Genomic DNA, 11,996 nt, shown 5'->3' on the forward strand with positions numbered 1-11,996 from the left:
GGGGGCGGACGCTAGTTGCGTCCGCCCCCGTGGCCGTCTGTCTCACCCCTTCCCGGGGCTCACCGCTTCTTGGGCAGCTGGCGCCAGATGCTCACCGGCAGGATCACGAGTACGACGACGGGCATGAGCCACCAGGCGGGGATCCCGGGCTGCTGGCCGAGGACGTAGGTCGCGGCGAGACCGAGTACTACGACGGCTGCGACGAGCCAGTCGTCTCCGATCAGGAAGTCCCACCAGAAGAGCCCGAAAGCCTTGATCTTCTGCATTTTTCGTCTTCTCCTTGTTCGACCGCTCAGCTGGCGGCGGTGTGCGGGGTGGTCTCAGCGACGGCGGCGGCCGGGCGTCGCCGGAAGAGCGCGACGTAGGCGAGCGCAACCACGAGGACTGCGGGGATGATGACGAGCAGCGCAGCGTCAGACCCCGGCCAGTCGGCGCCGGCTCCTTCGGCCCCCCAGAAGAGGCCGAACGAGGTGAGCATGACCCCCACGGCGAACTTCATGGTGTTCTCCGGGACGCGGGAGAGGGGAGCGCGCACCGCGATGCCGGTCGCGGCGACGACGGCAACCGCGGCCAGTGCGCCGAGGGAGGCGAGGGGAATGTCGTGCTGGTTGCTGCCGAACGTCAGGGCGATGAAGACGACTTCGAGTCCTTCGAGCAGGACCCCCTTGAAGGACAGCGTGAACGCATACCAGTCGCCGGCCAGGGGTCGGCGACCCCCAGAGGCCTTCTGGGCTGCCTCGAGCTCCTTCACGTAGGCGGCGTCCTCGTCGTGCAGGGCCTTGTTGCCGCTCGCGCGAAGGATGGCCTTCCGCAGCCAGCCGATGCCGAACACGAGCAGCAGGCCCCCGACCACGAGCCGCAGCGCGGTCAGCGGCAGGGCTGTGACGGCGGGGCCGAGCACGGCCACGATGGCGACCAGGACAATCAGGGCGGCGACCATGCCCTTGAGTGCTGAGCGCCAGTCGCGCCCGGTGCCTGCGGCGAGGATGATCGTCAAGGCCTCGACGGCTTCGACGGTGCAGGCGAGGAACACTGCGGCGAACAATGCGAATCCAGTCATAGGGCAGGGCGCCTTCCTTGCGGGAGAGCCTCGGAGCGAGGCTCAAAACTAACAGTTGTTACATTCATATCATCACTCTTGATACCCCGTTCTGTCACGGGGTGGGCATGGCATCCATCGGGGGAGAGGCGCAGGCCAAGGGTTGTTCCACGCTCGAATCGCGTCGAGGCGTGGAGTCCTGTGAGAATGCCGGCCTCCGTGCGGACCGCGTGTTCGTAGCCGCGCCCGCGATATGCGACGTCGGTGACCACCGCAGGCATGTCGGCCCGGTCGAAGACGGGCGTGAGGGTTGCTGCGTCCGGGCGGACGAGCACGGTGGCGGCATCTCCCGCCCGGAGCATTCCCAACGCCCTCGCGCGGAGCCGAGCTCCGGCGACGTCGAGGACGACGTGGTGGCCTCCCGGGTCGAGGACCCGCCCGGGGAGCTCCCCCGCGGTGCCGGTGAACCGGGCGACGAATGGGCTCGCCGGCTGCCGGTAGACCTCCTCTGGGCGGTCGAGCTGGACGAGCCTGCCCTTTTCGAGGACGCCGATGCGGTCAGCCAGCGCGAATGCCTCGGACTGATCGTGGGTGATGTACACGGCGGTCGCCCCGCAGAGTCTGGTCACCGCAGCGATCTCGACGCGCAGCCTTTCGCGAAGATCGGCGTCCAGGTTGGACAGTGGTTCGTCGAAGAGCAGCAGGCCGGGCCGGGAGACGATCGCGCGCGCCAGCGCCACCCGTTGCTGCTGGCCTCCGGAGAGGTCGGACGGGTACCGGTGGGCCAGTTCGGCGAGGCCTACTGTCTCCAGGGCCTCCCGGGTCCGGCCCGAGGCCTCCGCGCCGGTCAGGCGCCGCCGGCGCAGCGCGAAGGCGACGTTCTTCTCCACGGTCAGATGGGGCCAGAGGGCATAGTCCTGGAACACCATGCCCAGGTCCCGCCGCTCCGACGGCACGTGGGTGCGCTCGTCGTCGACCGTGGCTCCGGCAAGCTGGAGCCGGCCGGAGTCAGGGCGTTCGACGCCGGCGATGGCCCGCAGGAGCGTCGACTTCCCTGAGCCCGACGGGCCGAGGAGCACAAGGAACTCCCCAGCGGCCACATCGAGGTCGATGCCGGACAGTGCTTCGACCTTCCCGTACCGTTTCCCCAGGCCCGTCGCGACGATGGGATGCCCGCTCATGAGGTGGCTCCGAGCCGCCGCCATCCGGCGGGTGCGAACAGGGCCCACAGGCCCCAGAGGAGGCCTGTGACGGCCAGGGCGAGCAGGATGGCCAGGACTTCCATTGCGGTCCCACCTCCGAAGTCGTAGTTGGAGAGTGCCTTGGTGATGCCGACCGCCACTGGGGGTTGGCCCGGCGGGTAGAGCAGCTCGGAGACGGGCAGCTCCAGCAGTGTTCCGCCGAACGTGAGCAGCCAGGCTGAGATGAGCGGCCGCGCTATGAGCGGCAGTTCGCTGCTGATCCATGCGCCCAGGGGTCCCTGGCCATGGACCCGGGCGGCCTGTGGGAGGGAATGCTGAACCTGCCCCACGGTGCCGACCAGGAGACGCGTCGTCGAGGGGAGCGCTGTTGCGATGTAGGCCAGCAGCAGAAGGGTTGGTGTGCCGTAGAGGTGCAGGCCGAGTGCGTCCGTGAGGGGCAGGTTGTACGTGAAGATGTAGCCCGCGGCGAAGACGATGCCGGGCAGGGCCACGGCTGTGAGCAGCAGCAGGTCCAGCAGCCGGCGCGAGAAGTTGCCCGCGGAACCGGTGAGCAGGCGCGCGGCCACGAGCCCGAGGGTGACGACGGCGGTGGCGGTCGCCGCGCCCATTCCCACCGAGAACAGCAGCGGCCCGTGGAGCTGGGGGCTCGCAATCACCCTCGAGTAGTTGTCCAAGGTGAAGCCGTGCGAGCCGATGAGCGAGCCCAGCCCGCTGATGACCGAGGCGCTCAGCGCCCCGAACACCGGAACTCCGAGGGATGCGATGACGAGCAGGGCGAGCAGCGAGGCCACGGCAGGCCGGCGCCAGCGCCCCAGTTCGACCCTCCGGACGCGGCGGCTGCGGCCACCCAAGACCCGGTAGCTGCGGCCCTTCAGCGCCCGGTTCTGCGCGAAGACGGCGAGCCCAGCCATGGCCAGCAGGACCCAGCCGACCGCAGCCGCGACCGGGAAGTCCACGGGGAAGGCCTGCACGGCGTTGTAGAGGGTGTAGGTCGCCACGGGGAACTTGGCGTCGTTGGCCAGGGTGGCGGCGACCCCGAAGTCGCTGATCGACTCAGCGAACACGATGGCGAACGAGGACCAGACCGCCGGGGCAAGGAGCGCACCGGTGATCCGGGTGGCGGTCCATGGACCGCCGCCGTGTACCCGGGCCGCGGCGGTGAACTCGTCGCCGAGGCCCCTCAGTGCGCCTGAGACGGCGAGGTAGGCGAAGGGCAGGCCCTTCACTGCCAGGACGCCGGTGACGCCGATGGGACCGTAGATGATCGAGCGGAGCCCGGCGTCGGGGACCCCGAGGACGTCGAGGACGCCGTTGGGTTCCAGGAGCCGCTCCCACCCGAGGGCCACGAGATAGGACGGGGCAAGCAGGAGGGTGAACATCGCACCGCTCCACAGGGGGCGAAGCGGCACGTCGGTGCGCTGGACGGCCCACGCGACTGCTCCGCCGACCACGGTGGCCAGGGCGCCTGCGCCGACTCCGACCGCCAGCGTGTCCATCACGGAGGGAAGGAACGTCGGGGTCAGGAGGGACTTGAAGGCTTCGAGGGTGAGCCACGAGGGCCCTTGCTCGAAGAGGGCCGGACTGAACGCCACGAGCAGGAACAGCGCGATGGGGAGCACAAGCAGGCCGAAGACGGCGACCCAGAACAGGATCCAGGTTCCCCCGCGGAAGGACGACGCCCGGGTCCGGGCGGCGGAGCGCCACCCGGCCCGGGCCAGCATGGGAGCGAAGCCCATCTACTTGATCGTGGAGTCGAACCAGGTGTTGACCTGGCCTTCAAGCGGGCCCCAGAACGTGGGGTCGATGCGCTGGTACTCGGGCATGGCCGGAAGCGCCGAAGAGGCCTGGATGCCCGGCACGATCGGCCAGAAGAGCGAATCGCCCTGCGGATCCGAATCCTGCATGATCTTCTGGCCTGCGGGCGAGAGCACGTAGTCGACGAACTGGCGCGCTTCGGCCTGGACGTCGGCTGGGGCCTTCTTGTCGATCCCGATCACTCCGGGCAGCAGGGTGGCCTTGGGGAGGTAGACGACCTTCGGATCGAAGGAAGCCGATTTCGGGGCCTTGAGGATTTCGCCAGCAGCAGCCGAGCTCTGGATCATGCCGTAGTCGATCTGGCCGGTCTCCAGCGCGTGCAGGGTGTCACCGTTGGTCGGGTACACATGGAGCCCGTTGCTCTTGAGCTGCGAGAAGTAGGCCTCGCCCGCGTTCATCCCGTTGGACTGCCCGCCGAGCTGGTTCATGAGCCCTGCGATGAACGGGAAGGTCGGCCCCGACTGGGACGGGTCGTTCATCCCGACCTTGCCCTGATACGGAGCCGTGGTCAGGTCCTGGTAGCTCGAGGGGACGGTCGTGGTCTTGGCTGCGTTGTAGATGACGGCTGCCATCACGGTCGTGCTCACGGGCACGTAGGAGTGGTCGGCCGGAACCAGTGCCTGGCCCGCGGCGGTCAGTGTGGTGCTCGGCGAGTACGGAGCCAGCATGCCCTGCTGGTCCAATGAGGCGAATGCCGTGTCCCCGTCCACCCACAGAAGCCCCCACTGGGGGTTGTTCTTCTCCGCCTGGACCTTGGTCAGCAGCGGCCCGGTCGAATCGTCGACGAGCTTGACCGGGATCCCGGTCGCGGCCGTGAAGGCCTTGGTGACGTCTGAGTCGTAGCCCTGCGCCGAGTAGACGACGAGCGGCGTCTTTGCGCCCGACGTGGCCCCAGCGCTGCTGGAGGTCGCGCTGGAAGACGATCCTGCCGTCGTCGCGCTCCCGCATCCTGCCAGGGCCAACGCGACTCCTGCCGCTGCGACCACCGCCAGAGCCCGCCCTGTTTGCTTGCGATCCACCACTTCTGCCTCCTGAAGTCCATGCAATATGTAACGGCCGTTAGCAACGCTCAATGTCTGCCGTTAAACTGCAATGGCTGGTGGGTGAGAGAAGGGTTAACACCGGGCCAACTCTGTGCGTCTCCCCCCGCGCTCGGCGCCTGGAGCCTGAAACGGCCCCTAGCATCGGGCGGAGAGACCACCTCCACAGGGGAAGGCCATGCGCTCAATCTGGATGCATCGGGGGTATCAGTCGGCTCAGGGGCAGGGGCCGCACGGCGAGGCCGCGAGGAGCACCGAGTCCGATGGCCAGGCTCCCCACGCCCTGGCCGCCGCTCGGGAACCTGCTTCCCCCTCTCCGGAGCAGAGCCGTCTCTGGGGGCCGGGGCATGAGGACTATGACGAAGCCATCGACTCGTACACCCGCCTGGGCTTCTAGGAGACGGTACGGGAAGGGCCAGTCGCGGCCCGCGAGCCGAGCATGAAGGTCTGGATGTAGAGGCCGAATCCGACAAGCCAGCCGAGGGCCATGAGGAACGAAAGCCACCCGCTGCCCGTGAGCATCGTGCCGATGCCGATCAGGAACGTCACCACGAGGACCACGAGGGCCCACAGGGCAATCCGCTCGCCGATTTCCTCGTCGCGGGCGACCATCCAGAGGCGGACCGCGACGACGACGACTGCCACCCCGACGAGAATGTGCAGGCCCAGCAGGGAGGCGGCCACGATTTGGCCGCCGCCGGAATTGTCCTGCGGCGTCCCAACGAGGTTCGCGCCCATTCCGAGGAGGAACTGGACGCCGAGCGACGCAAGCGCCTCCCGCGAACGGCGCATCAGCTTGTGGGGTTGAGGCGTTGCTGGCGTGGTCATGGGGTCTCCTCGGAGTTGGTGAGGTCTTCTGGTGCATGCCGATCGGGTTCGCTCTGTAGCGGTTCCGGCCCCATTGTTCCCCGCGGACCTGTGACAGTCCTCCCGCCGGCGGAGTAACTTCGGCTACTCCCGGCGAAGGAGTCTCCCAGGGACGGCGCGTGCCAGCCGAGTAACATGAGCCGCCTAGCATCCCGAAGCAGGGTGTCCCCGCCAAGGTGAGGAGACAGCGTGAGGCTCAGTCCGCGCGAACACGAGAAGCTCATGATCGTCGTCGCGGCCGATCTCGCGCGGAGACGGCAGTCCAGAGGGCTCAAGCTCAACTATCCGGAAGCGGTCGCGATCATCAGCTACGAGCTCATCGAAGGCGCTCGTGATGGCCGGAGTGTCGCCGAGCTCATGGGCTGGGGCACTACGATCCTCTCTCGCGACGACGTCATGGAGGGCGTGGCGGAGATGATTCACGACGTGCAGATCGAGGCCACGTTCCCTGACGGGACGAAGCTCGTCACCGTCCACGAGCCGATCCGCTAGGAGGACCCGATGAGCGAGCAGGCCCTCCCGTCACAGCCGTTCGTCCCCGGCCAGATCTTCCCTGCGGCCGGCGAGATCGTCCTCAACGCCGGGCGCCCCGTGACCGAGCTCGACGTCACGAACACCGGCGACCGCCCCGTCCAGGTCGGCTCCCACTACCACTTCGCTGAGGCGAACCGAGCCCTCGACTTCGACCGTGACGCCGCCTACGGCCTACACCTCGACATCCCGGCGGGAACGGCTGTGCGCTTCGAGCCCGGCGACCGCAAGACCGTGCGCCTCGTACCCCTCGGCGGCTCGCGGGAGGTCTACGGGCTGCGCGGTCTCGTGGACGGCCCGCTCGACGCGGCACCAGCCGCCCGTGGCCAAGCGGGCGGCGAGGCGGACGACGACGGCGGGCAGGCGCCGTCGTCCGTTCCTTCTGTCGTCGGTCCGGGGATCCCCAACCGAACCATTCCGCGATCGCAGTACGCCCAGCTGTACGGGCCGACCGTCGGTGACCGCGTGCGCCTCGGCGACACGGGCCTGTTCGCCGAGGTCGAGGACGACTTCACCGTGTACGGGGACGAGGTCGTGTTCGGGGGCGGCAAGGTGCTGCGCGATGGCATGGGGCAGAACGGCCGGCGGACTCGTTCCCAGGACATTCCGGACACGGTCATCACGAATGCGCTCGTTGTCGACTGCACAGGCATCTACAAGGCCGACGTGGCACTGCGCGACGGGCACATCCAGGCCATCGGCAAGGCGGGCAACCCATTGCTGCAGGACGGTGTCGACATCGTGGTCGGCGCGTCGACCGAGATCATCGCCGGGGAGCGGAAGATCCTCACGGCGGGCGGGATCGACACCCATATCCACTTCATCTCGCCCGACCAGGTTCCGACGGCGCTCGCGTCCGGAATCACGACGATGATCGGCGGCGGCACGGGCCCGGCCGAGGGGACGAAGGCGACGACAGTCACGCCCGGTGCGTGGCACATCTCCCGGATGCTCGAGGCCGTAGAGGGCCTGCCCATGAACTTCGGCTTCCTCGGCAAGGGCCACGCGAGCCGGACTGAGCCGCTGGCGGAGCAGATCGAGGCCGGGGCGATCGGCCTCAAGATCCACGAGGACTGGGGCGCGACCCACTCGTCGATCGACACGGCCCTGCGGGTCGCGGACGAGTACGACGTGCAGGTGGCCATCCACACCGACACGCTCAACGAGTGCGGCTTCGTCGAGGACACGGTCGCGGCGATCGGCGATCGCGTCATCCACACGTTCCATACCGAGGGCGCTGGAGGCGGCCACGCGCCCGACATCATCGCGATCGCGGGGCGGCCGAACGTGCTGCCCGCCTCGACGAACCCCACCATCCCGTATACCCGGAACACGGCGGAGGAGCACCTCGACATGCTCATGGTGTGCCACCACCTGAGCCCGCAGATTCCGGAGGACGTGGCGTTCGCAGACTCCCGGATCCGGCCCGAGACGATAGCGGCGGAGGATGTGCTCCACGATCTCGGTGTCTTCTCGATCATGTCGAGCGATTCCCAGGCCATGGGCCGGGTCGGGGAGGTGATCACGCGCACGTGGCAGCTCGCGGACAAGATGAAGGCGCAGCGGGGGCCGCTTGCCCCGGCGGAGAGCGGCACAGCCCTCCGCGAAGCCGACGGCGGCCGCGGGGACAACTTCCGGATCAAGCGCTACATCGCCAAGTACACGATCAATCCCGCCATCGCCCAGGGCATTGCCGATTCCGTCGGTTCGGTCGAGGTGGGCAAGTTTGCCGACCTCGTCCTGTGGGATCCGGCGTTCTTCGGGGTCAAGCCCGACCTCGTCATCAAGGGCGGCATGATCGCGAACTCCGTCATGGGGGACCCCAACGCGTCAATCCCAACCCCGCAGCCTCAGACGCTCCGCATGGCGTGGGCTGCGCACGGGCGCAGCGTCGAGAGCTCCTCGATCACGTTCCTCTCGCGCGCCGCGATCGATCTCGGCGTGCCCGAGCGGCTCGGCCTGCGCAAGCTGGTCCGCCCGGTGGGGGGAATGCGGTCGCTCCGGAAGTCGGACTTGCCGTTCAATGGTGAGACGCCGCACCTCGAGGTCGACCCAGAGACGTACGAGGTGAGGGTCGACGGCGAGCTCGTCACATGTGACCCCGTCGATACCCTGCCCCTCGCGCAGCGCTATTTTCTCTTCTAGGAGAGGGCATCATGATCGTCACCCAGATCCTCGGGAATGTGCACGACGACGACCCCGCCGGCGCGTACGAGGGCCACCATCGCGAGCGGGTCGTCCTGCCAAGTGATGACCTCACGAAGCGAATCCTGCGGGTCCGGACGGACCACGGCACGGAGATCGGGATCCGGCTGCCGCCCGGCTCGCCCGACCTCCGGGACGGAGATGTCCTGGCCGTCGGGGCCGGCAACATCATCGTGGTCTCCGTTGAGGCGACCGACGTCCTCGTCATCGCGCCCCGGACCATCGGCGAGGCACTCTTCACCGCGCATTCGCTGGGGAACCGGCACCTCCAGGCACAGTTCTTCGGGCCGGACAGCGGGATCGGGGGCGCCGCGGGCCGGGACGTCATGGTGTGCCAGTACGACCACACAGTCCAGGACTTCCTCGACCGGCACGGCGTGCCGTACTCGCGCGAGGAACGGGTCATGGGCGTGCCATTCCGCCACGCCGAGCACACGCACTGACATGTCCCAGCTCGCCACGTTGCTCCAGCTCACCGATTCGGCACTGCCGACTGGGGCGTTCAGCCACTCCTTCGGACTCGAGTCATACCTGGATTCCGAGGAGGTGCGCGACGAGCCTACGCTCCTCGCCTGGCTCGAGGGATTCCTCGCGACGCAGCTCACCTACACCGACGCCGTCGCGGTCCGGCGCGCCTGCGCGGTGGTCGGCGTCGGGGGCTCCGCCGGCATCGAGGTGCTCGATGCGGAACTCACCGCCCTCCTCGTCCCGGCCCAGATCCGCGCGGCGAGTCTCAAGATGGGGCGGCGGGTGCTCGAGATCGCGCACTACGCGTTCCCATCGCCGCTCGCCGAGGAGTATGGGGCTGCGGTCGCCCGGGGCCGCTGCGCGGGCCACTACGCCATCGCCTTCGCGCTCGCGGGCGCCGGGCAGGGACTCGGCGAGGAGACGCTCGTCGAGGCGTACCTCTACTCGACTCTGACCTCCCTTACCTACAACGCCGTCCGGGCCATTCCGCTCGGTCAACTCGCGGGCCAGCGGGTCCTGGCAGGGCTCCGCACGAAGGTGCCCAGCGCCGTCGCCCGCTCACGCATGGCCGACCCACGGCACTTCGGCGCCGCCGCACCTGCCCTCGAAATCCACCAGATGCGCCACGAGCACCAGCGTGCCCGCATGTTCATGAGCTAGGAGTTGATCAACCATGAGCGATCCAGTGATCATCGGCATCGGCGGCCCTGTCGGCGCAGGGAAGACCCAGCTCGTGGAGCGCGTGACGCGCGCGCTCATCGGCGAGCTCTCGATGGCCGCCGTCACGAACGACATCTATACGATCGAGGACGCCAGGATCCTGGCACGGAATGGGGTGCTGCCGGAGGATCGGATCGTCGGCGTCGAGACGGGCGGCTGCCCGCATACCGCGATTCGTGAGGACACTTCCATGAACACAGCGGCGATCGAGGAGCTGAAGGAGCGGCATCCCGGGCTTGAACTCATCTTCGTCGAGTCCGGCGGTGACAACCTCTCCGCGACGTTCAGCCCTGAGCTCGTGGACTTCTCGGTCTACGTCATCGACGTCGCGCAGGGTGAGAAGATCCCGAGGAAGGCAGGGCAGGGAATGATCAAGTCGGACCTGCTCGTGATCAACAAGACCGACCTCGCGCCTTTCGTGGGAGCCGATCTCGCCGTCATGGAACGCGATTCCCGGTCCTTCCGAGGCGACAGGCCGTTCTGCTTTACGAACCTCAAGACGGACGAGGGCCTCGACTACGTGCTCGACTGGATCCGACGGGACGTCCTCATGTCGGACCTCGCGTGACGAGCAGGCTCGAGTCCTCGCCGGGTTCGCCCCCCGGGACCGCTGCAGGGGAAGGGACGACGGCGGCCCCGCCCCTCACGGGCGAGCTGCGTCTTCGCGTCGGGGTGCGTGGGAGCCGCAGCACAGCCGTCGGCCAGTTCACGTCGGGCGCCCTGCGGGTGCTGCGGGCACATTATCCGGACGCTTCAGGGCAGCCCTCGTTCACGATCCTCAACCCGGGCGGCGGCTACCTCGGCGGGGACTCGTACTCCACGCGGATCGATGTGCTGGCCGGCGCGTCTGTGCTGCTCACCACACAGTCCGCGACGAAGGTCTACCGGACGCCGCAGGGCCCCGCCCAGGCTTTCCAGCACTTCGATCTTGGGCCGGGCGCGCGGCTCGAGTCGGTCCCTGACGCACTCATCGCCTACCGCGATGCCCGCTACCACCAGGACACCCTCGTCGAGATGGCTCCGGATGCGTCGCTCGCACTCGCTGAGATTGTCACGCAGGGCTGGGCGCCCGACGGCTCCGCGTTCCGATTCGACGAGGTTTCCCTCGTGACCCGCGTCAGGATCTCCGGGCGCCTCGCGGTGGCCGACAACCTTCTCATCCAGCCGGGGGACGGGGGCGCGGGGCCCCTCATGCTCGGCGGACGCTCGCACGTCGCGTCGCTGCTCGTCGTGGACGCAAGAGCCGACGACGGCGCTGTCGCCGCCGTGCGCGCGCTGGTCGCCGAACGCTTCCCAGCACGCGCGGACTCCCCGGGGGTGCCCCTTGTCGGCGTCACGCGCCTCGCCGTGCCGGGCTTCGCACTCCGTGCCCTCGCCGACTCCACCCAGTGTGCCGAGGCCGTGATCCACGGGGTGCTCGACTGGATGCGCGCCACCTGGCACGGTCAAGGCCCGCTGAACCTGCGGAAGCTCTGAGACCGCCCGCCACACCTGGATGACGCCGTCATGCCGCACGCACCGTGCAGATCCCTTCCACGCCCGAACGAGACGCTCGCCGCTGTGATAGACCGGACGGCATGACGACAGCGGAACAAGTCGGCGGGGCGTCCGCCGCGCAACCCACACCGGGCGACGCCGGGGCCCGGCTGCGGGTTCGCGTCCCCATGCGCTGGGGTGACATGGACGCCTACGGCCACATCAACAATGTGCAGATCGTGCGGATGCTGGAGGAGGCCCGCATCGCCGCCTTCGGCCCTCCCGGCGGCACCGGCGCGTCCGGCGTCGATGCGTTGGTTCCCCTGTTCTCGGACGTCCCCGCGGGGACGCTCGCCCTCGTCGTCGAACATCGCGTGCGCTACGTCAAGCCGCTCGACTACCGGAACGTCGCTGCCGAGGTGGATGTCTGGGTGAGTGGGCTCAAGGCGGCCGCCCTGACGCTCGACTATGTCATCCACGATCCGGTCGACGGCCACGAGTGCGTGCGCGCGACGACGTCGCTTGCCTTCGTCGACGAACGCTCCGGGCGGCTCCTGCGCCTGACGGAAGAGCAGCGAGGCCGCCTCGCACCCTATGTGGGGAAGGGCCTATTCGAGCGCTGAGGGCCGTGCG

The 11,996-nt window shown here is 68.6% G+C and carries 13 protein-coding genes; 7 read left to right on the forward strand and 6 right to left on the reverse strand.

The window, feature by feature from the left end; all coding sequences use genetic code 11:
• Positions 1-59 precede the first annotated feature (59 nt).
• From E6A21_RS05415 to E6A21_RS05440, 6 genes are all read right to left on the reverse strand, one after another.
• Positions 60-266 (reverse strand): hypothetical protein, encoded by a 207-nt coding sequence (locus E6A21_RS05415; RefSeq protein WP_138443136.1) that lies wholly within the window; start codon positions 264-266, stop codon positions 60-62.
• Between the two features lie 26 nt (positions 267-292).
• Positions 293-1,060 carry a COG4280 domain-containing protein gene (locus tag E6A21_RS05420; protein WP_138443137.1) on the reverse strand — a complete coding sequence of 256 codons (768 nt, stop codon included), beginning with the start codon at positions 1,058-1,060 and terminating at the stop codon, positions 293-295.
• Positions 1,057-2,220: an ABC transporter ATP-binding protein gene (locus E6A21_RS05425; RefSeq protein ID WP_171041275.1), complete on the reverse strand. Its 1,164-nt coding sequence runs from the start codon at positions 2,218-2,220 to the stop codon at positions 1,057-1,059. Before E6A21_RS05425 ends, E6A21_RS05420 begins: the two co-directional genes overlap by 4 nt.
• Positions 2,217-3,977, reverse strand: a complete 1,761-nt coding sequence (locus E6A21_RS05430) for an ABC transporter permease (protein ID WP_138443139.1) — start codon at positions 3,975-3,977, stop codon at positions 2,217-2,219. The genes E6A21_RS05425 and E6A21_RS05430 overlap by 4 nt, the downstream gene beginning before the upstream one ends.
• Positions 3,978-5,075 (reverse strand): ABC transporter substrate-binding protein, encoded by a 1,098-nt coding sequence (locus E6A21_RS05435; protein ID WP_171041276.1) that lies wholly within the window; start codon positions 5,073-5,075, stop codon positions 3,978-3,980.
• A 414-nt stretch (positions 5,076-5,489) separates the two neighbouring features.
• Positions 5,490-5,924 (reverse strand): hypothetical protein, encoded by a 435-nt coding sequence (locus E6A21_RS05440; protein ID WP_138443141.1) that lies wholly within the window; start codon positions 5,922-5,924, stop codon positions 5,490-5,492.
• A 228-nt stretch (positions 5,925-6,152) separates the two neighbouring features.
• On the opposite strand from E6A21_RS05440, the gene E6A21_RS05445 reads away from it, so the two are divergent.
• The 7 genes from E6A21_RS05445 to E6A21_RS05475 all read left to right on the forward strand — a co-directional run bounded on the left by E6A21_RS05445 (position 6,153) and on the right by E6A21_RS05475 (position 11,986).
• A complete protein-coding gene (locus E6A21_RS05445) occupies positions 6,153-6,455 on the forward strand; it encodes an urease subunit gamma (RefSeq protein WP_138443142.1) in 303 nt (100 codons plus the stop codon).
• Positions 6,456-6,464: 9 nt separating this feature from the next.
• Positions 6,465-8,639 carry an urease subunit alpha gene (ureC, locus tag E6A21_RS05450; RefSeq protein ID WP_138443143.1) on the forward strand — a complete coding sequence of 725 codons (2,175 nt, stop codon included), beginning with the start codon at positions 6,465-6,467 and terminating at the stop codon, positions 8,637-8,639.
• Positions 8,640-8,650: 11 nt separating this feature from the next.
• Positions 8,651-9,142 (forward strand): urease accessory protein UreE, encoded by a 492-nt coding sequence (ureE, locus tag E6A21_RS05455; RefSeq protein ID WP_138443144.1) that lies wholly within the window; start codon positions 8,651-8,653, stop codon positions 9,140-9,142.
• A 1-nt stretch (position 9,143) separates the two neighbouring features.
• Complete coding sequence (locus tag E6A21_RS05460) at positions 9,144-9,827, forward strand: urease accessory protein UreF (RefSeq protein WP_138443145.1); 684 nt, start codon at positions 9,144-9,146, stop codon at positions 9,825-9,827.
• A gap of 13 nt (positions 9,828-9,840) precedes the next feature.
• Positions 9,841-10,455: an urease accessory protein UreG gene (ureG, locus tag E6A21_RS05465; protein ID WP_138443146.1), complete on the forward strand. Its 615-nt coding sequence runs from the start codon at positions 9,841-9,843 to the stop codon at positions 10,453-10,455.
• Entirely contained in the window at positions 10,452-11,363 is a 912-nt protein-coding gene (locus E6A21_RS05470; protein ID WP_138443147.1) for an urease accessory protein UreD, read from the forward strand. The genes ureG and E6A21_RS05470 overlap by 4 nt, the downstream gene beginning before the upstream one ends.
• A 188-nt stretch (positions 11,364-11,551) precedes the next feature.
• Entirely contained in the window at positions 11,552-11,986 is a 435-nt protein-coding gene (locus tag E6A21_RS05475; RefSeq protein WP_138443326.1) for an acyl-CoA thioesterase, read from the forward strand.
• Positions 11,987-11,996 lie beyond the last annotated feature (10 nt).

Origin of the sequence: Sinomonas susongensis, from assembly GCF_005877005.1 — a bacterium.
GTDB lineage: Bacteria > Actinomycetota > Actinomycetes > Actinomycetales > Micrococcaceae > Sinomonas > Sinomonas susongensis.

Bases quoted from the DNA above. Each gene is read 5' to 3' on its own strand.
- E6A21_RS05460 (WP_138443145.1), top strand. From the start codon at position 9,144: ATGTCCCAGCTCGCCACGTTGCTCCAGCTCACCGATTCGGCACTGCCG.
- ureE (WP_138443144.1), top strand. From the start codon at position 8,651: ATGATCGTCACCCAGATCCTCGGGAATGTGCACGACGACGACCCCGCC.
- E6A21_RS05425 (WP_171041275.1), bottom strand. From the start codon at position 2,220: ATGAGCGGGCATCCCATCGTCGCGACGGGCCTGGGGAAACGGTACGGG.
- ureG (WP_138443146.1), top strand. From the start codon at position 9,841: ATGAGCGATCCAGTGATCATCGGCATCGGCGGCCCTGTCGGCGCAGGG.
- E6A21_RS05420 (WP_138443137.1), bottom strand. From the start codon at position 1,060: ATGACTGGATTCGCATTGTTCGCCGCAGTGTTCCTCGCCTGCACCGTC.
- ureC (WP_138443143.1), top strand. From the start codon at position 6,465: ATGAGCGAGCAGGCCCTCCCGTCACAGCCGTTCGTCCCCGGCCAGATC.
- E6A21_RS05415 (WP_138443136.1), bottom strand. From the start codon at position 266: ATGCAGAAGATCAAGGCTTTCGGGCTCTTCTGGTGGGACTTCCTGATC.
- E6A21_RS05430 (WP_138443139.1), bottom strand. From the start codon at position 3,977: ATGGGCTTCGCTCCCATGCTGGCCCGGGCCGGGTGGCGCTCCGCCGCC.
- E6A21_RS05440 (WP_138443141.1), bottom strand. From the start codon at position 5,924: ATGACCACGCCAGCAACGCCTCAACCCCACAAGCTGATGCGCCGTTCG.
- E6A21_RS05475 (WP_138443326.1), top strand. From the start codon at position 11,552: ATGCGCTGGGGTGACATGGACGCCTACGGCCACATCAACAATGTGCAG.